The 20,271-nt window shown below is 60.6% G+C and carries 18 protein-coding genes; 8 read left to right on the top strand and 10 right to left on the bottom strand.

The window, feature by feature from the left end; genetic code table 11:
* Positions 1–23 precede the first annotated feature (23 nt).
* A complete protein-coding gene (locus BM110_RS15365; RefSeq protein ID WP_092246090.1) occupies positions 24–962 on the bottom strand; it encodes a LysR family transcriptional regulator in 939 nt (312 codons plus the stop codon).
* Positions 963–1,071: 109 nt separating this feature from the next.
* Between BM110_RS15365 and BM110_RS15360 the strand changes: the two genes are divergently transcribed.
* The 6 genes from BM110_RS15360 (at position 1,072) to BM110_RS15335 (ending at position 7,310) form a co-directional block, all read left to right on the top strand.
* Complete coding sequence (locus BM110_RS15360; protein WP_092246087.1) at positions 1,072–2,571, top strand: CoA-acylating methylmalonate-semialdehyde dehydrogenase; 1,500 nt, start codon at positions 1,072–1,074, stop codon at positions 2,569–2,571.
* Between the two features lie 243 nt (positions 2,572–2,814).
* Positions 2,815–3,753 carry a pectate lyase family protein gene (locus tag BM110_RS15355; protein WP_092246085.1) on the top strand — a complete coding sequence of 313 codons (939 nt, stop codon included), beginning with the start codon at positions 2,815–2,817 and terminating at the stop codon, positions 3,751–3,753.
* A gap of 251 nt (positions 3,754–4,004) precedes the next feature.
* Positions 4,005–5,255 carry a glycoside hydrolase family 68 protein gene (locus tag BM110_RS15350; protein ID WP_071491491.1) on the top strand — a complete coding sequence of 417 codons (1,251 nt, stop codon included), beginning with the start codon at positions 4,005–4,007 and terminating at the stop codon, positions 5,253–5,255.
* Positions 5,256–5,699: 444 nt separating this feature from the next.
* Positions 5,700–6,530, top strand: coding sequence for an iron-containing redox enzyme family protein (locus tag BM110_RS15345; protein WP_256575420.1), 831 nt, complete (start codon positions 5,700–5,702; stop codon positions 6,528–6,530).
* A gap of 18 nt (positions 6,531–6,548) precedes the next feature.
* Positions 6,549–6,716, top strand: a complete 168-nt coding sequence (locus BM110_RS30160; RefSeq protein ID WP_081049337.1) for a rubredoxin — start codon at positions 6,549–6,551, stop codon at positions 6,714–6,716.
* The gene (locus BM110_RS15335; protein ID WP_071491489.1) at positions 6,717–7,310 is read left to right on the top strand and encodes a LysE family translocator; all 594 of its coding nucleotides are present in this window, start codon (positions 6,717–6,719) and stop codon (positions 7,308–7,310) included.
* Between the two features lie 95 nt (positions 7,311–7,405).
* On the opposite strand, the gene BM110_RS15330 is transcribed toward BM110_RS15335, so the two are convergent.
* From BM110_RS15330 to xylA, 4 genes are all read right to left on the bottom strand, one after another.
* Positions 7,406–8,542: a sugar ABC transporter permease gene (locus tag BM110_RS15330; RefSeq protein ID WP_093513754.1), complete on the bottom strand. Its 1,137-nt coding sequence runs from the start codon at positions 8,540–8,542 to the stop codon at positions 7,406–7,408.
* Positions 8,543–10,090 (bottom strand): D-xylose ABC transporter ATP-binding protein, encoded by a 1,548-nt coding sequence (xylG, locus tag BM110_RS15325; protein ID WP_093513753.1) that lies wholly within the window; start codon positions 10,088–10,090, stop codon positions 8,543–8,545.
* Between the two features lie 5 nt (positions 10,091–10,095).
* On the bottom strand, positions 10,096–11,088 hold the full coding sequence (xylF, locus tag BM110_RS15320) for a D-xylose ABC transporter substrate-binding protein (RefSeq protein WP_093513752.1): 993 nt from the start codon (positions 11,086–11,088) through the stop codon (positions 10,096–10,098).
* A gap of 263 nt (positions 11,089–11,351) precedes the next feature.
* Positions 11,352–12,668 carry a xylose isomerase gene (xylA, locus tag BM110_RS15315; RefSeq protein ID WP_071491485.1) on the bottom strand — a complete coding sequence of 439 codons (1,317 nt, stop codon included), beginning with the start codon at positions 12,666–12,668 and terminating at the stop codon, positions 11,352–11,354.
* A 139-nt stretch (positions 12,669–12,807) separates the two neighbouring features.
* Here xylA and BM110_RS15310 point away from each other — a divergent pair, with 139 nt between their 5' ends.
* Positions 12,808–13,980, top strand: a complete 1,173-nt coding sequence (locus tag BM110_RS15310) for a XylR family transcriptional regulator (RefSeq protein WP_058427030.1) — start codon at positions 12,808–12,810, stop codon at positions 13,978–13,980.
* An 88-nt stretch (positions 13,981–14,068) separates the two neighbouring features.
* Positions 14,069–15,046 (top strand): sugar-binding transcriptional regulator, encoded by a 978-nt coding sequence (locus tag BM110_RS15305; RefSeq protein WP_093513751.1) that lies wholly within the window; start codon positions 14,069–14,071, stop codon positions 15,044–15,046.
* A 233-nt stretch (positions 15,047–15,279) separates the two neighbouring features.
* Here the strand turns inward: BM110_RS15305 and dhaL are convergent, their stop codons facing one another.
* Genes dhaL through BM110_RS15280 form a run of 5 tightly spaced genes read right to left on the bottom strand, consistent with a single transcriptional unit; the run spans position 15,280 to position 20,203 of the window.
* Positions 15,280–15,927 carry a dihydroxyacetone kinase subunit DhaL gene (gene dhaL / locus BM110_RS15300; protein WP_071491482.1) on the bottom strand — a complete coding sequence of 216 codons (648 nt, stop codon included), beginning with the start codon at positions 15,925–15,927 and terminating at the stop codon, positions 15,280–15,282.
* 3 nt (positions 15,928–15,930) lie between these two features.
* The gene (locus tag BM110_RS15295) at positions 15,931–16,932 is read right to left on the bottom strand and encodes a dihydroxyacetone kinase subunit DhaK (protein WP_093513750.1); all 1,002 of its coding nucleotides are present in this window, start codon (positions 16,930–16,932) and stop codon (positions 15,931–15,933) included.
* Between the two features lie 36 nt (positions 16,933–16,968).
* A complete protein-coding gene (locus BM110_RS15290; protein ID WP_071494914.1) occupies positions 16,969–17,727 on the bottom strand; it encodes an SDR family oxidoreductase in 759 nt (252 codons plus the stop codon).
* Between the two features lie 14 nt (positions 17,728–17,741).
* Positions 17,742–18,719 carry an ABC transporter permease gene (locus tag BM110_RS15285; protein ID WP_076954377.1) on the bottom strand — a complete coding sequence of 326 codons (978 nt, stop codon included), beginning with the start codon at positions 18,717–18,719 and terminating at the stop codon, positions 17,742–17,744.
* Positions 18,716–20,203, bottom strand: a complete 1,488-nt coding sequence (locus BM110_RS15280) for a sugar ABC transporter ATP-binding protein (RefSeq protein ID WP_071491478.1) — start codon at positions 20,201–20,203, stop codon at positions 18,716–18,718. Before BM110_RS15280 ends, BM110_RS15285 begins: the two co-directional genes overlap by 4 nt.
* Between the last annotated feature and the right edge of the window lie 68 nt (positions 20,204–20,271).

Below are 20,271 nucleotides of genomic sequence, written 5' to 3'. Positions count from 1 at the left end.
TTTCGTTGGGCAAGCGTAAAAGATCACCCCGTAAAGCGAAACCCTCCCGACAATTCAGTTTTCAGAAACCCCACCAACGCACTCACCGCCTTAGGCACATGGGGCGAATACGGTCGGATCAGGTAGATCTCATTGGCGAATGCGCCCTTGAGCGTCCAGCCCTTGAGCACCTGCACCAGCTTGCCGCCGGCCAGGGCGGCGTGGGCGCTGAAGTCGGGGAGCAGGGCGATGCCCAAGTGATTGAGGGCCGCATCGCGCAGGGCTTCGCTGTTGTTGGTGGCGAAGCTGCCGGCGATGGGCACGGTGAGGCGTTCGACGTTTTTAGTGCCACGCTCGAAGGTCCAGGCCGGCTGGTCGGCGCCGCGAGGGTAGAACAGGCAGTTATGGGCGCACAGGTCATTGGGTTCGCGAGGCTCGCCGTGGCGTTGCAGGTATTCCCGGGTGGCGACCAGCACCGAGCCGGTGTCGCACAGCTTCCAGGCCACATGGGTTTCCGGCACCTGGAAGCCGTGGCGCACGGCCAGGTCGTAGCCTTCGGCGGCCAGTGAACTCAGGGCGTCGGACACGTCCAGTTGAATGCGCACCTGCGGGTACTGTTGCAGGAATTCCGACAAGTGCGGCACCAATTGCTGACGGGCGAACGCCACCGGCGCGGTCAGCCGTACCAGCCCGCGAATCTCGCCAACCGAGTCGCGTACCGAGGAAAAGCTGCGGGCGATCTGCTCATAGGCGCTGCGCACTTCACGGGTCAACGACAGCCCCGCATCGGTCAGCCTGACGCTGCGCGTGGTGCGGGTGACCAGCCGCGTGCCGGTGGCTTTTTCCAGGTCGGAAATACGCTGGCTCACCGCCGACTTGCTCACGCCCAGGCGTGCGGCGGCGGCGGTGTAGGTGCCTTGTTCCTCCAGCACCGACAGCCAGTGGATATGGGTCCACAGCCCTTCGATCTCGGATTTTTCCATGGGTGGATTGTTCGCTATGCTGGACAATAAGTTCTGGATTCTGCTCTGGTTTGGAACAAATCGAAAGCCTATCGTGGTCCCCAACGCTATCCACCTGGGATCTACTGCCATGACCACCACCATCGAGCACTACATCAACGACCAGCGCGTGTCCCGCGACGATCGCTATCAGGATGTCTACAACCCGGCCACCGGCGAAAAGACCGGCCGCGTCGCCCTGGCCAGCCGCCAGACCGTGTCCGAAGCCGTCGCCGCCGCCCAGGCCGCGTTCGCCGGTTGGGCCGACACCCCGCCGATCCGCCGTGCCCGCGTGCTGTTCGAATACCTGCACCTGCTGCGTGAGCGCAAGGACGACCTGGCGCGCATCATCGTCGCCGAACACGGCAAGGTCTTCACCGACGCCCAGGGTGAAGTGGATCGTGGCATCGATATCCTGGAGTTCGCCTGCGGCATCCCCAACCTGCTCAAGGGCGAGCATTCCGACCAGGTTTCCCGTGGCATGGACAACTGGACGATGCGCCAACCGCTGGGCGTGGTGGCGGGTGTCACGCCGTTCAACTTCCCGGTGATGGTGCCGATGTGGATGTACCCGATCGCCATCGCGGCGGGCAACACCTTCATCCTCAAGCCAAGCCCCACCGACCCGAGCGCCTCGCTGTTCATGGCCGAACTGCTGCGCGAAGCCGGCCTGCCCAAAGGCGTGTTCAACGTGGTGCAGGGCGACAAGGAATCGGTGGATGCGCTGATCGAGCACCCGGACGTCAAGGCCGTGAGCTTTGTTGGCTCCACGCCGATTGCCCAGTACATCTACGAGACCGGTGCGCGCAACGGCAAGCGCGTGCAAGGCCTGGGCGGCGCAAAAAACCACATGGTAGTAATGCCCGACGCCGATCTCGACAAAACCGTCGACGCCTTGATGGGCGCCGCCTACGGCAGTGCCGGCGAACGCTGCATGGCCATCTCCGTGGCGGTGCTGGTGGGCGATGTGGGCGACAAAGTCATCGCGGCGCTGACCGAGCGCGCCAGGCACCTGCGCATCACCGACGGCCGCGACCTCAAGGCCGAGATGGGCCCGATTGTGTCCCGCGCCGCCCTGGAGCGCATCAGCGGCTACATCGAACAAGGCGTGCAGGCCGGCGCGCAGTTGCTGCTCGATGGGCGCGACTATGTGCCCACCGAGGCCGGCCTGGAAAATGGCTTCTGGCTCGGCGCGACCCTGTTCGACCACGTGACCCAAGAGATGAGCATCTACCGCGAAGAGATCTTCGGCCCGGTACTGGCGTGCGTGCGCGTGAATGACTTTGCCGAGGCGATCAAGCTGGTCAACGACCACGAATTCGGCAACGGCGTCAGCTGCTTTACCCGCGACGGCCACATCGCCCGCGAATTCGCACGGCGCATTGAAGTGGGCATGGTCGGCATCAACGTGCCGATCCCGGTGCCGATGGCCTGGCATGGCTTTGGTGGTTGGAAGAAGAGTTTGTTCGGCGACATGCACGCCTATGGCACCGAGGGCGTGCGCTTCTATACCAAGCAAAAGTCGATCATGCAGCGCTGGTCGGAAAGCATCGAGCAGGGCGCGGAGTTTGCGATGCCGGTGTCCAAATAACGGGCAAAAGAACACAGCAGGGCAAATGTGGGAGGGGCTTGTCCCCTCCCACTTTCGATTGTTTTCCACTTGAGGGTTGACGGTCGTGCGAATGCATAATACTGTATATAAACACAGTGTTTAAGCGCTGATCGACCAACACCGGCAACCTCAGTCCTGCCAGACACTGTGTGCAAGTTAACGGATTAACTTGATGCACAGGCTCGTCTTACCGAGCCATTTTTATTGATAGAGAGGGAACTCATGTCCTACCCAGAAAGCAGACTCACCGGTCTGATCGGTTTCGCCCAAGCGGCAAAAGTGACAGGTGGCTGGTCCGGCCCCGTGGTCAGTATCACCACGCTCGATCAACTCAAGGCCAATATCGGCGACACCACCCCACGGGTACTGGTGATCAACAGTAATATCTCGGCGTCGAGCCTGACCAAAGTCAACATGGGCGCCAACAAGACCCTGATTGGCTCGTTCCAGAACCGCACCCTGGAGAATATTCACCTGCGTGCAACGGCGCAGTCGCAGAACATCATTCTGCAGAATCTTATCTTCAAGCACTCGGCAAGTATCAAGGCCAATGACGATATCCAGGTCTACTTGAACTACGGCAGCAAGTATTGGATTGACCATTGCTCTTTCGTCGGGCACAGCTGGTCCACCACTGACGGCAGCGAAGATAAACTGCTGTATATCGGGGAAAAGGCCGATTATGCCACCATCAGTCACTGCTTCTTTGGCAGTCATAAGTATGGTCTGATCTTCGGTCACCCGGCGGATGATAATAATGCCGCGTTCAATGGCTACCCACGCCTGACACTGTGCCATAACCGCTTCGACAACATGGAAGTGCGTGCGCCTGGCTTGATGCGTTACGGTTATTTTCATGTGTACAACAACTACATCAATAACTTCCACCTCGGTTTTACCCTGGCACAAAATGCCAACATCCTTTCTGAAAGTAATTACTTTGGCGAAGGCAGCCAGAATAAAGGCATGTTGGATGACAAGGGCACCGGGACCTTCACCGACATCAACAGTGTGCCGCCAATCACTAATCAGAAGTCGCCCAAGGCGCAGTGGACGGCCTCATCCAACTATGGCTATACCTTGAAGACCGCCGCACAAGCCAAGGATTTTACCCAGAAGAATGCCGGCGCCCAGTCGGTTGCACTGGTCTTTGGTAGTTGATTAGCTAGCTTTCTACTTAGTGCTCACTTAATACCGGTGCCACTGTATTTATATCAAGGATATAAATACAGTGATGGCCTTTATAATCTAAATAATTCTTCATGTTGCGACAGGCAGGCTTCCATGTTAAACCTTGTTTCGCACTTGCAGAGCCAACTATCCCTTGCTCTTTCAGCCACTATCAAGTTGTTGGCTGTCATGTGCTATTTAATCTTCGCTTGTCACTTAAGCGTCAGCAAAAGGACATCATCATGAAACATGCGAATCACACACCCACTCGCTGGACACGGGCCGATGCGCTGAAAGTTAATGAGAATGACCCGACGACGACACAGCCGTTAGTGAGTCCTGACTTTCCTGTCATGAGTGACACGGTCTTTATCTGGGACACCATGCCCTTGCGTGAACTGGATGGTACGGTGGTATCGGTCAATGGCTGGTCAGTGATCTTCACCCTGACGGCTGATCGTCGCCCCCATGATCCACAATTCATCAACGCCGATGGCCGTTACGACATCAAGCGCGACTGGGAAGACCGCCATGGCCATGCGCGTATCTGCTACTGGTATTCGCGCACCGGCAAGGACTGGATCTTCGGCGGCCGTGTCATGGCCGAAGGGGTTTCGCCGACCACGCGGGAATGGGCAGGTACACCGATCCTGCTGAATAACAACGGCGATATCGACCTGTATTACACCTGCGTCACACCGGGCGCCACCATTGCCAAAGTCAGGGGCCAGGTGGTCACCTCGGATACCGGCGTGACCCTGCGGGGCTTTGATCAGGTCAAATCGTTGTTTGATGCCGACGGTATCTATTACCAAACCGAAGCGCAAAATTCGACTTGGAACTTTCGCGATCCCAGCCCCTTTATCGATCCAAAAGATGGCAGGTTGTACATGGTGTTCGAAGGCAACGTTGCCGGCGAGCGCGGGACACACGAAGTAGGCCCGAATGAAATAGGCCTGGTGCCGCCCGGGCATGAAGATGTCGGCGGTGCGCGTTATCAGGTCGGCTGCATCGGCATTGCGGTGGCCAAAGACCTCAACGGTGACGAATGGGAGATTTTGCCACCGCTGGTGACCGCCGTTGGTGTGAACGACCAGACCGAACGGCCGCACTATGTGTTCCAGGACAACAAGTACTACCTGTTCACCATCAGTCACAAGTTCACCTACGCGGACGGCGTGACGGGCCCGGATGGTGTGTATGGTTTCGTCAGCGACCGGCTGTTCGGCCCTTACACACCGATGAACGCCTCCGGCCTGGTGCTCGGCAATCCGCCTTCGCAGCCCTTCCAGACATACTCCCACTGTGTAATGCCCAACGGCCTCGTGACATCGTTTATCGACAGTGTGCCCACCACTGGCGATGACTACCGTATCGGCGGCACCGAAGCGCCGACGGTCAGGATTGTGTTGAAGGGCGATCGTTCGTTTGTGCAGGAGGCTTATGACTATGGCTACATCCCGGCGATGCGCGATGTAGTGTTGAGCCAGTGACTGCCGTGCAATCGTCAGCCTGATCATCTGGTGTAAACCGATGCAAAAGTGGGAGGGGGCTTGCCTCCTCCCACTTTTTTAACCGCAATCCAGTTCGGTGGCCGAAGCACTGTCGAGCAAGCTGGCGGTGTAGAGCAGGGTGTGTCAGTGCGAGCATGTTTAATTGATGAATAAATAAACTAATGGATGGTTTAATTGGTGATGGGAATTTCCTTCGGATGGTATTCGTCTTACAAACGCAGCCTACAGTATTATCGGTAGGACTTAGTTGCTGGTTTGCTGGCGGTTTTTTTTATCGTGCAGGAACGCTCTACAGTGAGCGTTTAAGATGTGTGATACAAAATCATGAGGTGTTTTGGCTTGACAAATTTATGTGCGGATAAATAATTTAATCGCTTGCTTTAAAAGGTGTGAAATCATTTTTTTATAAAAACAAGGATGAAAATGATGGATGCTCAAAATTCAGTAAAAAACAGATCAAATGAAAGGCTCTCTAAGAATGAGATTTATAGAGTATGCGAGGCCGGTTACAACGAGGTGGCTAATGCAATTGTCCGGCATGCCGCGCTTAGGGAACTTGAAAAATTCGGCGAGATTATCTCTGCTCGTCCTCTGACGCATCAGGGTATGGCCTTGTTTTTTGGCACCCTTTGGGCTTTTTTTAAAGACGTGCCTGCGGGAATCGTTGCGTTGGCTGCACGTGTTACGGATGAATGGATCAAGGAGGATATGTGGAATGGCACAGCCAAGGCTGCGCATATTCTTTATGCTTCGGTTGATGAGTATGGTCTGCACCAGCATAGTAAACATATGCTGCCTACCCATCATCAGATGTTTAAACAACTGACGACTCATCTGGGGCTTTCCGATGCTGATCTGTTTAATCCGTCTAACGTACTCCCAGAGGGTACTGCGATGGGGAATAACACGCATAGGATGTACCGCTCCGAGTTTTTGGGCGAAGCGTTGGGTTTTCATTTGGCTTCGGAAATGACCTCGTCCAGAGAGTTTCAGTACTTTCTTGAAGGGTTTAAAAAATACGCCCGTGAGTATGGCTTGGTGGATGAGGAAGACCCGGTCTTGGCGTTCTTCGCTATCCACTGCGAAGTCGAACCCATGCACGTAGCGACCGGGCGGGAGATCGTAATTTCATACTTGGAGAAAAACCCAGGTATCGCTCCACAAGCCATGCGCGGTGCGATGGCATTCATGGACGGTTTTGAACATATGTTTTCGGCACTTAATCGTCGCCTTGCCGACCCGCAGAGTCTTTGAATTCTGGAGATTGTCTACATGTATAAGTCTTATGAGTGTCAGATCTGTCACTACGTTTATTCCGAGGCATTGGGTGAGCTTCTAGTCGACGTTGAGGCAGGAACAAGGTGGGGCGAGCTAGACGACAATTTTCAGTGTCCGCACTGTCGGGCAAAGAAAAAAATGTTCAGAGAGATTGTGAGGTAAATGCACGACTTTCTGAGTGCAATGCTATTTTCGACACTGCTTTCAATAAGCGTTGGACCGATAGCCTTGATCATTCTAAGGCAGTCCATCGTCTTTGGCTTTCGCAGTGCATTGCCCGCAGCCCTGGGGGCGGCAGTTGCCGACGCGGTATTTGCAGCTGTCGCCTTTACAGGCTTGAAGGTGGTCGAAGCATTTTGGGTCGCCAATCATCAGCTATTGACGTGGGGAGCGATTGCCTACCTCCTTTATCTTGGTGTTACCACATTCAAGAACGCTGCTGGCACGATGCAGATAACGTGCACCGCAGGATTTGTACCGGTCTTTTTACTGACGTTGACTAGCCCGTTCACCATTGCGGCGATTTCTTCCTATGCCATCGCCAGCGGCGCCCAGCTTCAGGGGCAGGGAATCTACTGGAATTTGCTGGGTGTTCTAGTGGGCTCGTTTCTCGGGCAAATGTTGTATGCAGCAGGGGGTGGGGGGATGAAGAAGCTGTTTGCTGAACGTTCAGGTTTTGGTGTGCTCAATCGAGCGAGCGGGGTGTGTCTGATTGGATTTGCGGGCTGGCAGATGGCTTGTGCTCTATCGCTATAGGCTTGCCCCCGATGGCGGTGGATGAGTCAGCTAGAGGTAAGCTGACTCATCCACCGCCATCGGGGCGAGCCACCTCCCACATTAATCCTGCGTTCCTAGCGCCGACCTGTGCGGGTACTCACATCCACCCAAACCGCCAGCACCAGAATGCTGCCCTTCACGATCATCTGCCAGTAACTGTCCACATCCAGCATCGACATGCCGTTATCCAGGCTGGTAATCACCAACGCCCCGAGCAATGCGCCATACACCGTGCCCGAGCCGCCGCGCATCGATGTGCCGCCGATAAAACACGCGGCTATGGCATCCAGCTCACCCATGTTACCCGCCGACGGCGAGCCGGCAGCCAGGCGAGCGGTGTTGACCAATCCGGCGAGCGCGCACATCACGCCCATGATGCCGAAGATCCACAGTTTCACTGCCTGCACGTTGATGCCCGACAGGCGCGTGGCTTCCATATTGCTGCCCACCGCGTACACCCGGCGGCCGAACACGGTCTGGCTGGTGACGTAGCTGAATACACCGAGCAGTACCAGCAACAGCAGCACCGGCACGGGGATGCCGTCGTAGCTGTTGAGGGTGGTGACAAACCCGGCCAGCACCGCGCCGATCACTACCACGCGCAGCACATCACGCACCAATGAATGCGCAGCCAGGCCATGCAGTGCGCGGTTGCGCCGTTGTTTCCAGGTGAGGAACAGGGTCAGGGCAAACAGTAAGACACCGAGGCCGATCCCGACCGAATGGGGCAAATACCCTTGGCCCACATACACCAAGGAAGGCGACGCCGGCGCAATGGTGGTACCGCCCGTGATCCCCAGGAGAATCCCGCGAAACGCCAACATCCCCCCCAGGCCAACGATAAACGATGGGATACGCAGGTAGGCCGTCATGTAGCCGTTGGCCAACCCGATCATCAAACCGCACAGGGCAACCAGGCTCAGGTTCGCCAATAGCGGCACGTGATACACCACGTCCAGGATCGCCGCCAACCCGCCCAGCAAGCCGAGCAACGAGCCCACCGACAAATCGATCTCGCCGCTGATGATCACCAGCACCATACCGCACGCCAGGATCCCGGTGATCGACATCTGACGCAGCAGGTTGGACAGGTTGCGCGGTGTAAGGAAGCCCCCATCGGTCTGCCAACTGAAAAACAGCCAGATCACCGCCACGGCGATCACCAGGGCTAGCATTTTGTAGCGGGTAAACAGCTGTTTGAGCTGATTCATCTACGCGGTCTTCCGATCATTATTATTGTGTTGGCTGAGCGCCGCGGCGAGCACCTGTTCCTGGGTGAGCCCGTCGTTGATGAAGTCGCCGCGCAACTGGCCGTCGCCGATCACCAGCACGCGGTCGGATACGCCGAGTACTTCGGCCAGCTCCGAGGAGACCATGATGATCGACACTCCCTCGGCCGCCAGCGCACCCATCAATTTGTAGATCTCATACTTGGCGCCCACGTCCACCCCGCGTGTGGGCTCATCGAGGATCAGCACGCGAGGCCTGGCCATCAGCATTTTCGCCAGCACGGCCTTTTGCTGGTTGCCACCGGACAGGCTGGTGATCGGCAGGAACGGGCTGGCGGTCTTGAGGTGCAGGCGTGCAATCTGCTGGTCGATGCTGCCCAGTTCGGCTTCGGCGTCGATGCGCGTCAGGTGCGCGTAGGTGTCGAGTACCGCCAGGGTGATGTTCTGGCCCACGCCGAAGTCGGGAATGATGCCCTGGCGCTTGCGGTCCTCGGGCACCATGCACAGCCCGGCGCGGATCGATTTGAGCGGGGTGCGCGTGTCGATCACCTGGCCGTCCAGCCACACCTCGGCACTGTAGCGACCGGGGTAGGCGCCGAACAGTGCCGACACCAGCTCTGTGCGCCCGGCACCGACCAGCCCGGCAATGCCGAGGATTTCCCCGCGCTTGAGCACAAAGGACACATCGTCCACGCGCTTGCGCCTGGGGTTGTCGACGTCATGGCAGGTGACGTTGCGTGCCTCGAAAATCACCTCGCCCACCGCATGGGGTGCGGTGGGGTAGAGGTTGCTCATCTCGCGGCCGACCATCTGGGTGATGATTTGTGCGATGTCCATGTCGGCCATGGCGGTGGTCGCGATGTGCTTGCCGTCGCGGATCACCGCAACGGTGTCGCACACCGCCGCCACTTCATCGAGCTTGTGGGAGATGTACACGCAGGCCACGCCCTTGGCCTTGAGGCCGCGGATGATGTCCAGCAGCACCTCGATTTCCGAGCGGGTCAGGGCCGAGGAGGGCTCGTCGAGAATCAGCAGCCGCGCCTGTTTGTTCAGGGCCTTGGCGATTTCCACCAGTTGCTGGTGGCCGCCGCCGTACTGCGACACCGGCAGCGCCACGTTCATGTCCGGCACCTTGAGCTCGCGCATCAAGGCTTCGGCGCGGTGGAACATCGCCGGGTAGTTCATCCGCCCGCCCGGCAGGGTCAGTTCATGACCCATGAAGATGTTTTCGGCCACCGACAGGTCGGGCACCAGGGTCAGTTCCTGGTGGATGATCACGATACCGGCCGCTTCGGTTTCGCTGATCGACTGGGCCTTGAGCGGCTGCCCGTCCCAGAGAATTTCGCCGTCCCAGGTGCCGTGGGGATACACCGCCGACAGCACCTTCATCAAGGTGGATTTACCGGCACCGTTCTCGCCGCACAGGCCGACGCATTCTCCCGGCCGCACCTTGATATCGATGCCGTTCAGCGCGTTGACCCCGCCAAAGCGTTTGACGATGCCGTTCATTTGCAGCAGGTAGTCGGCCATGGCGCTTACTGCCCGGCCATCTGCTCTTTGGTGTAGAACCCGTCTTTCTCCAGCAGGTCGATGTTCGCCTTGGTCAGCGGGGTCGGGGTGAGCAGGATGGTGTCGACCTTTTTGCTGCCGTTGTCGTACTGCGAGCTGTAGGTGGGTTGCTCATTGCACGCCAGTTGCACCGAGAGTTTGGCGGCTTCGCTGGCGATCAGCTTGAGCGGCTTGTACACGGTCATGGTCTGGGTGCCGTCGATCACGCGCTTGACCGCCGCCAGGTCGGCATCCTGGCCGGAGATCGGCACCTTGCCTGCCAGTTTCTGCGCGGCCAGGGCCTGGATCGCACCGCCGGCGGTGGCGTCGTTGGAAGCGACGATGGCGTCGATCTTGTTGTTGTTCCGGGTCAGGGCGTTTTCGACAATACTCAGGGCTTCGGTGGGGTTCCATTCCTTGACCCACTGCTGACCGACCACCTTGATATCGCCCTTGTCGATGGCCGGTTGCAGCACTTTCATCTGGCCTTCGCGCAGCACCTTGGCGTTGTTGTCGGTGGGCGCGCCGCCGAGCAGGAAGTAGTTGCCCTTGGGCGCCGCTTGCAGCACGCCGCTGGCCTGCATTTCGCCGACCTTTTCGTTATCGAAGGAGATGTAGGCGTCGATGTCCGCATTCAGGATCAGGCGGTCATAGGACACCACCTTGATCCCGGCTTTCTTGGCTTCGGCGACGGCGTTGGTGAGCACGGTGGCGTTGAACGGTACGATGACGATCACATCGACGCCGCGGGAAATCAGGTTTTCGATCTGGGAGATCTGTTTTTGCTCGTTGGCATCGGCGGATTGCACGAAGACTTTGGCGTCGAGTTTCTCTGCGGCGGCGACGAAGTAGTCGCGGTCGCGGGACCAGCGTTCCAGGCGCAAGTCATCGATGGAGAAGCCGATCTTCGGGTGGGCCGAGTCGGCCAGCACCGGCAGGGCGAACAGGGCAAGGGCAGTGGCGATGAGGGTGCGTTTCATGGTTATGCGTCCTTTTATTGTTGTTGGAAAGACTCTAGGCAAACACCGTATTTGTGGCGATGAAGCGTGTTGTGGCAAGTGAGCTGTTGTGGCGAGCGGGCTTGCCCCGCGTTGGGGCGCGAAGCGGCCCCTTTCCTGGCGACATGTTTTCACCTGACACACCTAGGCGCCTGGTTCTGGGGCTGCTTCGCAGCCCAACGCGGGGCAAGCCCGCTCGCCACAACAAGCCAGCTCGCCACAAGAAAAACCCGCATGTCACACAGTCAGCGGTAGATAAAGCGATTCACAATACCTTCCAGCATCTCTTGCCGACCACTCACCGCCTGCGGGTTCAGCTCATGGGCAAAGGCATGCTCGGCCAGGGATTCCAGGCTGAATTCCCCCGCCAGCACCGCCTGGCCCAGCGGCTGCTGCCAGCCGGCGTAACGCTGGTCCTTGAACTGCTGCAACCGGTCGTTCTCGACCATGGCCGCCGCCCGCTCCAGCGCCAGCGCCAACACATCCATGGCCGCCACATGCCCGTGGAACAGGTCCACTTCATCGAGGCTCTGGCGGCGTACCTTGGAATCGAAATTGTAGCCGCCATTCTTGAAACCCCCGGCCTTGAGGATTTCATAAGTGGCCAGGGTCATTTCCTCGACGCTGTTGGGGAACTGGTCGGTGTCCCAGCCGTTCTGCGGGTCGCCACGGTTGGCGTCGATGCTGCCGAAAATCCCGAGGGACACGGCGGTGGCGATCTCATGATGAAAGCTGTGCCCGGCCAGGGTCGCGTGGTTGGCCTCAATGTTGACCTTGATCTCATGCTCCAGGCCGAACTCATGCAGGAAGCCGAACACGGTGGCGCTGTCGTAATCGTATTGATGTTTGGTCGGCTCCTGGGGCTTGGGCTCGATCAGCAGGTCGCCCTTGAAGCCGATCTTGTGCTTGTGCTCTACCACCATGCGCATAAAGCGTCCGAGCTGTTCGCGTTCGCGCTTGAGGTCGGTGTTGAGCAGGGTTTCATAGCCTTCACGGCCGCCCCACAGTACATAGTTGGCGCCTTTGAGCCGCAGCGTCGCGTTCATCGCGCTGAACACCTGGGCGGCGGCGTAGGCAAACACCTCCGGGTCCGGGTTGCTCGCGGCGCCGGCTGCAAAGCGTGGGTTGCTGAAGCAGTTGGCGGTGCCCCACAGCAGTTTGATGCCGGTCTGTTCCTGATGGCGTTCCAGGTGGTCGACCATCTGCGCAAAGTGATTGCGGTATTCCTTGAGCGAGCTGCCTTCGGGGGCGACGTCCGTGTCGTGAAAGCTGTAGTAGTCGATGCCCAGCTTGGTGAAAAACTCGAAGGCCGCATCCGCCTTGCCGATGGCCAGATCCATCGGCTCGCCACTGCGTTGCCATGGCCGTTTGAAGGTGCCCACGCCAAACATATCCGCCCCTGGCCAGACGAAGGTGTGCCAATAACAGGCGGCCATGCGCAGGTGTTCGCGCATGGGTTTGCCGAGGATGATTTTATTGGCGTCGTAATGGCGAAAGGCGAGGGCAGAGTCGCTGCTGGGGCCTTCGAAGCGAACCTTCTCGACACCGGGGAAGTACGGCATGGCGTTTTCCTTATTGTTCTTGGCGGTGCCCCGATACTAGCAACGGCCAATGGGCTGCCGATTATGAAAATCACCAAGGGAGGGTGCGATTTTGAGTGGCAGGGTCTAGGCTGTTGCGACCGGCCCCAGGACAACAACAATGAAAACCCTACCGCCCGTGCACCGCATCGCCTTGCTGTTCAACGGCAGCAAAATCTACGACCGTGGCATCATCGCCGGCATCGGCAATTACCTGAGCAGTACCCGCGCGTCCTGGGACTTGTTCCTTGAAGAGGACTTCCTGTGCCGCCTCAAAGGCATTGAGCGCTGGCAGGGCGACGGCATCATCGCCGACTTCGACGACCCGCTGATCGGCGAGGCGCTGGCCGGCAGCAAGGTGCCGGTGGTGGCAGTGGGCGGTTCTTATGAGGATGCGCGCGCCTACCCCAAGGGCATTCCCTATGTGGCCACCGACAATGCGGCCTTGATGAAGCTGGCCTATGAACATTTGATCGAGGCCGGTGTGACGCGGTTCGCCTGTTTCAGCCTGCCCGAAGCCCAGGCCAATCGCTGGGCCCAGGAGCGCGAAAAGGCCTTCAAGCGCTTGCTGCAACGCGATGGCTTGCCAGTGCAGATCTATCGCGGCCTGGGCACCAGTGCGCCGCTGTGGGACAGCGCGGTGGAGCAGCAGATCGCCTGGCTGCAAAGCCTGCCCAAGCCCATCGGGATCATTGCGGTCACCGACGCCCGCGCCCGGCAACTGCTGCAAGCCTGTCTCACCGCCGGCATCGCGGTGCCGGAAGAGGTGGCGCTGATCGGTATCGACAACGACCCACTGACCCGCACCCTCACGCGCGTGCCGTTGAGTTCGGTGATCCAGGGCACCGAAACCATGGGCCGCACCGCCGCCGCGCTGTTGCACCAGATGCTGCATGGCAAGCCTTGCACCGGCACGCAGGTGCTGGTGCCGCCGGATGCGATCAACGTGCAGGCGTCGAGCCTGCACCAACCCTTGGGCAACCCCTATGTGATGCAGGCGTTGCTGTTTATCCGCCAATACGCCTGCCAGGGCATCAAGACGGCGCAGGTGGCGGCCTATGTCGGGGTGTCGCGTTCATCGCTGGAGTCGCACTTTCGCAAGGCGCGCGGGTGCAGCGTGCACGACGAGATCCTGCGCTTCAAACTCGCCAGCGCCGCCAAGGGCTTGCAGGGCAACCACCTGGCGATTGCCGACATCGCCCAGCAGTGCGGCTTCAAGTCGGCGCAGTACCTGCACACCGTGTTCCGCCGCGAGTTCGGCTGCACGCCACGGGAATACCAGCACAGCCATTAGAAACTTTGCAGGCATCGCCCATTCGCCGCTGGACTTGCACCGTACAGACTAGGGAGAATGGTTTTTTGTGGCGTAAATGGAAGCTCCCATGACCGACAGTGCCCAGCGTGCCGCCAGCGACATCGACCTGATGACCGAAGTGGCCATGCTTTATTACCTCGACAACATCACCCAGGAAGCCATTGCCAAGCGCTTCGACCTGTCGCGGGTCAAGGTCAGCCGCTTGCTCAAGCGCGCCCGTGATGAAGGGGTGGTGGAGGTGCGGGTGTTGCAGCATCCGGCCCTGAACACGGAGTTGGAGCAGGCGCTGGTCGAGCGTTTCCAGTTGGACCGCGCCTTGATCGCGGTCGACCACGGCGACCCCGACACCCAGCGCTCGGCCGTGGCCAGCCTGGTGGCCAACTACCTGAACAAGACCCTCAGCGACGGCATGATCGTCGCCGTCGGCATGGGCCGCAACGTGGGCGCCGTGGCCGAGAACGTATTCCTGCCGGTGACGCGCAACTGCACCTTCGTTTGCGCCATCGGCGGCTCGCTCAAGGCCGGCGAATACATGAACCCCGACCATATCTGCCGGCGCCTGGCCCTGCGTTTCGGCGCCGAGAGCGAAACCCTGTACGCCCCGGCCCTGGTGGCCAACCCGGAACTGCGCAGCGTGCTGATCAACAACGACACCGTGCGCTCCACCCTCGACCGTGCGCGCCGCGCCGATATCGCTTTGATCGGCATCGGCGACATGAGCGAGAACAGCAACATGGTGCGCATGGGCTGGTTCTCGCCCCAGGAAATCGCCCAGGCCCGGGTGTCCGGTACGGTCGGTGACATGATGGGCTACGACTTCATCGACATCCACGGCCAGCCGGCGGTCAACGCCATGCAGGGCCGGGTGATCGGCCTGACGGTACAGGAGCTGGTGCGCATTCCCGACGTGGTAGCGATTGCCAGCGAAAACACCAAGGCGGCGGCCACCCTCGGTGCGTTGCGCTCCGGGGTGATCAACACCCTGGCGACGACCGTGTCGAATGCCTACACGATCCTTGCCCTGGATGATGCAACGCGCCGCTAGGTGACATCTTGTATGTGGTGAGCCCGCTTGTTGTGGCGAGCGGGCTTGTTGTGGCGAGCGGGCTTGCCCCGCGTTGGGTGGCGAAGCCGCCCCAATCCAGGCACAGCATTTATTCAGATAGAACTCATTGGCAGGTTCTGGGGCCGCTTCGCAGCCCAACGCGGGGCAAGCCCGCTCGCCACAGAAAGCCCCGTCCACCAAAGAGGCTGTGTAGGGCAAACCCGCTCCCACACCTAGGCCACCAACCGCGCCTCAACCGATTCGGCAAGGTTGGTCAGGATCAGGCAGCACGACACCGCGCCCGCATCCAGTACTCCCAGGGAGCGCTCCCCCAGGCGGCTGGCACGGCCGATCTTGGCCACCAGGTCGCGGGTGGAATCACGGCCCTGGGACGCGGCGCTTTTCATCCGGTGCAAGGCTTCGCGGAACGTCGCGCCGCTGGCCTGGGCCTGTTCGAACGCCTCGACCGCTGGAATCAACGTATCCATCAGGCACTTGTCACCCACGCCGGCGTCGCTGATGTCTTGCAGTGAGGTCAGGCCGCCACGCAGCAGCCTGGCGAAGGTCGCCCCATCGATGCTATCGCGGCCGCGCACTTCGTCGGCCATGCCGATAAACAGGCTGCCATACAGCGGGCCCATGGAGCCGCCGATGCCTTCCATCAACGCCAGGGTCAGTTCGTCCAGCGCCTCGGCCAGGGACAGTTCGCGGCCCTCCAGGGTCTTGCCGCAGCGCGAGAATCCCTTGGCCATGTTGATGCCGTGGTCGCCGTCGCCGATGGCGCCGTCCACTTCACTGAGGTATTCGCGGTTGGCGACGATGATCGACACCAGGTTGGTGACGATGGCGCTGCCGGTGTTGCTCGGGAAATGTTCGCTCATGCTTCACTCCGACTGGGTCATGCCGATGGAGCGGCAAGGTTGGTCGATCAAACGGCTCAGCTCGGCGTCGAGGCCAAGCAGGGTCAGGGTCACGCCCATCATTTCCAGGGACGTGAAATAGTTGCCCACGTAACAGCGGTGTATGCGCAGGCCCTTGGCGCGCAGTTGGCGCTCGACCTCGGCGTAGAAAATATACAGCTCCATCACCGGCGTGGCGCCCAGGCCCGAGACCAGCACCACCACGCTCTGGTCCTGGGTGAAGTCGCGGTCTGCCAGGATCGGCGCAAGCATGCGCTCGGCCATGGCGGCGGCGGACTCCACTGGCACCACTTCGATACCGGGTTCGCCATGGTGGCCGATGCCCAGTTCCATCAGGCCGTCGGCAATCTGGAAGTTGGGTTTGCCTACCGCCGGAATGGTGCAGGGCGTGAGCCCCACGCCGATGGAGCGGCAATGGTCCACGGCCTTCTGCGCCACGCGGATCACGCCGTCAAGGTCGTAGCTCTGGGCGGCGGCGGCACCGCCGATCTTCCACATGAAGATCTCGCCGGCCACGCCACGCCGCTTGGCGATTTCGGCGGGCGGGGCGGAGGCCACGTCGTCGTTGGCCACCACGGTGCGGATGTCCATGGCTTTGCTGGCGGCCATTTTCATCGCCAGCTTCACGTTCATGTTGTCGCCGGCATAGTTGCCATACAGGCACGCCACGCCCGCGCCCTGGTCGGCGGCACGGAACGCGTCGAAGAAGCTCTTGGCGGTGGGTGAAGAGAAAATCTCGCCCACCGCCACCGCATCCACCAGCCCCGGGCCGACATAGCCTAGAAACGCCGGCTCGTGCCCCGAACCGCCGCCGGTGACAATACCGACCTGGCCGGCCGGTGAGGACGTGCGTTTGCGGATGACCCGTGGGTTGCTCTCGTACTGCACCAGTTCCGGGTGCGCCAGGAGGATGCCCGCGAGCATGTCCTCGACCACCAGGTCCGCATCATTGATGACTCGATTCATTGGGTGTTTCCTTGTTCTTATTCGTCTGGAATCGGCTTACTGAATGCTGTAGCCGCCGTCGATCACTACGTTTTCCCCGGTGATCATCCTGGCCGCGTCGCTGACGAGGTAGAGCACCAGGCCGGCGATCTCTTCCGGCTGGGCGAAGCGCCCCACCGGAATCTGCAATTTGGCCCGTTCGCCCAGTTCGCCCGCCCAGGCTTTCTTGCCCAGGGCGGTCTCGACGATGGTCGGTGACACGGCGTTGACGTTGATGCCGTGGGGCGCCCATTCCATGGCCAGCACCTTGGTCATGCCGACCACGGCGGCCTTGCTCGCGCAGTAGGCCACATGACGGTCCAGGCCGATGACGGCGGCCTGGGAGGCAAGGTTGACGATACGCCCGCCGCCTTGTTCGATCATGTAGCGGGCACAGGCCTGCGCCACGAAGAAGCTGGCCTTGAGGTTGATGTCCAGGGTGGTGTCCCAGGCGTTTTCATCCACGTCCAGGGCCTTGTCGAGCAGCGCGACCCCCGCGCTGTTGACCAGGTAATCGATGCGCCCGAGCCCGGCAGCGGCCTGGTCGACGACGGCCTGCAGCGAATCGAGCTGGCGCAGGTCAGCCACCAGCCCCACATGACCCGCGCCGAGGCTGGCAGCCACTTCGACCACCGCCGGGTCACGGTCCAGCAACGCCACCCGGGCGCCGCGCTCCACCAGCAACTGGGCACAGGCCAGGCCGATACCGGCGGCGCCCCCGGTGATCACGGCGCAACGGCCGGTGAGGTCGAACGCCTGGTTCCAGAAATTGGACATTGCACACACTCCACTTAGCGTTTTTTCTTGCGCCAGACATCAATCAACACCGCAAGCACGATGATCAATCCCTTGGCCACTTGTTGGTAATACGACGACACCCCGAGCAGGTTCAAACCGTTGTTGATCACACCGATCAGCAGCGCGCCAAACAACGTGCCGACAATGCTGCCGGTGCCACCCGACAGGCTGGTGCCGCCGATCACCACCGCCGCAATCGCATCCAGCTCATAAGACACGCCCGCCTGGGGCAGGGCCGAGGTGGTGCGCGCCGCCAGCACCACCCCGGCCAACCCCGCCAGCAGGCCGGAAATCACATACACCGAGAACGTGACCTTGCGCACGCCGATGCCGGAGGTGCGCGCGCTTTTTTCGTTGCCGCCCACGGCGTACACGTAGCGCCCGTAGGTGGTGTAGCGCAGCACCATCCAGAAGATCAGCGCGACCACCGCAAAGATAATGATCGGCACGCCAATGGGGCCCAGCTTGCCGATGCCCATGGCGAGGAAGCTGTCCGGCAGGTCGGTGACCGGGCTGCCGTCGTTGAGAATAAAGGTCATGCCCCGCGCCACGCTGAGCATGCCGAGGGTGGCGACAAAGGGTGGGATGCTCAGGTTGGCTACCATGAAACCGTTGACCACGCCGAGCATGGCCCCGGCAAACATCCCCGCACTCACCGCCGCCAGCAGGCCATAACCCTGGGTGGCGACCAGCGCGCTGCACAAGCCGGCGAAGGCCAGGATCGAGCCCACCGACAGGTCGATGCCCTTGGTGAGGATCACGTAGGTCATGCCCACGGCCAGGATGCCGTTGATGGAGGTCTGGCGCAGGATGTCCATCCAGTTGCGCCAGGTCATGAAGTATTCGCTGGAAAACGCCATCACCAGGCACAGCAGGATAAACACCAGCGGCAGGCCGAAGCGGTCAAGGGACAAGCGCAGGCGGTTGCGCGGCGCGGCAGTGACGGGTGCGGCGAGGACTTTACTGTTCATGAGGCAAGACTCAACAAGGCTTCCTGGGAAAGGGCGGTGTCGCTGCTGACGGTCACCAGGCGGCCGCCCTTGAACACCGCGATGCGGTCACTCAGGTGCAGCAGTTCCGGCGCCTCGGACGAGACCACGATGGCCGCACCGCCGGCGCGCACGAATTCGTCGAGCAGGTGATAGATCTCCTGCTTGGCGCCTTCGTCGATGCCGCGCGTGGGTTCGTCGCACAGCAGGCAGATCGGCTGGGTCGACAGGCATTTGGCGAGCACCACTTTCTGCTGGTTGCCGCCGCTCATGGACTCCACCGGCAGGTCCAGGGACGAGATCTTGATCTGCAGGCGCTTGACCATGCTCTGCGCCAGGGCCTGTTCCTTGCGCGCATTGATCACCGACCAGCTCGACAATTGCTTGTAGGCCGACAGCGCGATGTTGGCGAGGATGCTGGCGCTGAGCACCAGGCCGCTGTCCTTGCGGTCTTCGGTGACCAGAGACATGCCGGCGCGGATGGTCGCCGCCGGGGTGCCGGTGGGCAGGGGCTGGCCTTGCAGGGTGGCGCTGCCGGCGTCCGGCAGGGTCAGGCCATACAGGCAGTTGAGGAATTCGCTGCGGCCCGAACCCATCAGCCCATAGATGCCGAGGATTTCGCCCTGGCGCAGTTGCAGGCTGATGTCCTGGAACTCGCCGTCACGGCTCAGGCCATTGACATCCAGGCACGTGGCGGCGGCGCATTCGCGGCCGACTTTATGGTCGATGCGCTGCAACTCCTGGCCGACGATGCCGCGCACCAGGTGGGCGCGGTCGATATCGGCCATGCGCCCGCTTTCCACAAAGGCGCCGTCGCGGAAGATGCTGTAGTCATCGGCAATCTGCGCCAGTTCACTCAGGCGGTGCGACACATAGATGATCCCGGCGCCACGGGCGGTCAGGCGGCGGATCGCCTTGAACAGGGTTTGCGCTTCGTGTTCGCCGATGGCCGAGGTGGGTTCGTCCATGATCATCACCTGGCAGTCATGGCTGAACGCCTTGGCGATCTCCACCAGTTGGATCTGCGCCACGCTCAGGCGATGCATGGGGCTGGTGGCGTCCACGTCGAACTCCAGGCTTTGCAGCAGTTCGCGGGTGCGTCGGTTCAGTTCCTTGCTGTCGACGATACAGCCGGCGCGGCGTGGCTCGCGGCCCAGCCAGATATTTTCGGCGACGGTCATGTAGGGGATGGGTTCCAGCTCCTGGGTGATCATCGCCACCCCGGCGGCGAGGGCTGCGCTGGGGCGGTCGAACTGCACCGGCTGGCCGTTGAGCAGGATGCTGCCGGCGTCACGCTGGGTGATGCCCATCAAGATGCTGAGGAAGGTGGATTTGCCGGCGCCATTGCCGCCGCACAGTGCGTGCACGCTGCCGGCCCGCAGGGAGAGGCGCCCGTCGCGCAGGGCAGGGACCCCGGCGTAGGCCTTGGAAACTTGTTCAGCGTGGAGCAGTAATGGCGGGGCCATCGGTGTGTCCTCTTGCTGATTTTCTTATTAGGTAGGCTTATCCAACAGCCTGATCATATGATCGGATA

The sequence above is a fragment of the Pseudomonas sp. NFPP28 genome (assembly GCF_900115535.1).
In the GTDB taxonomy this organism is placed as follows: domain Bacteria; phylum Pseudomonadota; class Gammaproteobacteria; order Pseudomonadales; family Pseudomonadaceae; genus Aquipseudomonas; species Aquipseudomonas extremorientalis.
Note: the sequence above shows the minus strand (reverse complement) of the source record. Positions and strands in the feature narration are given on the sequence as shown.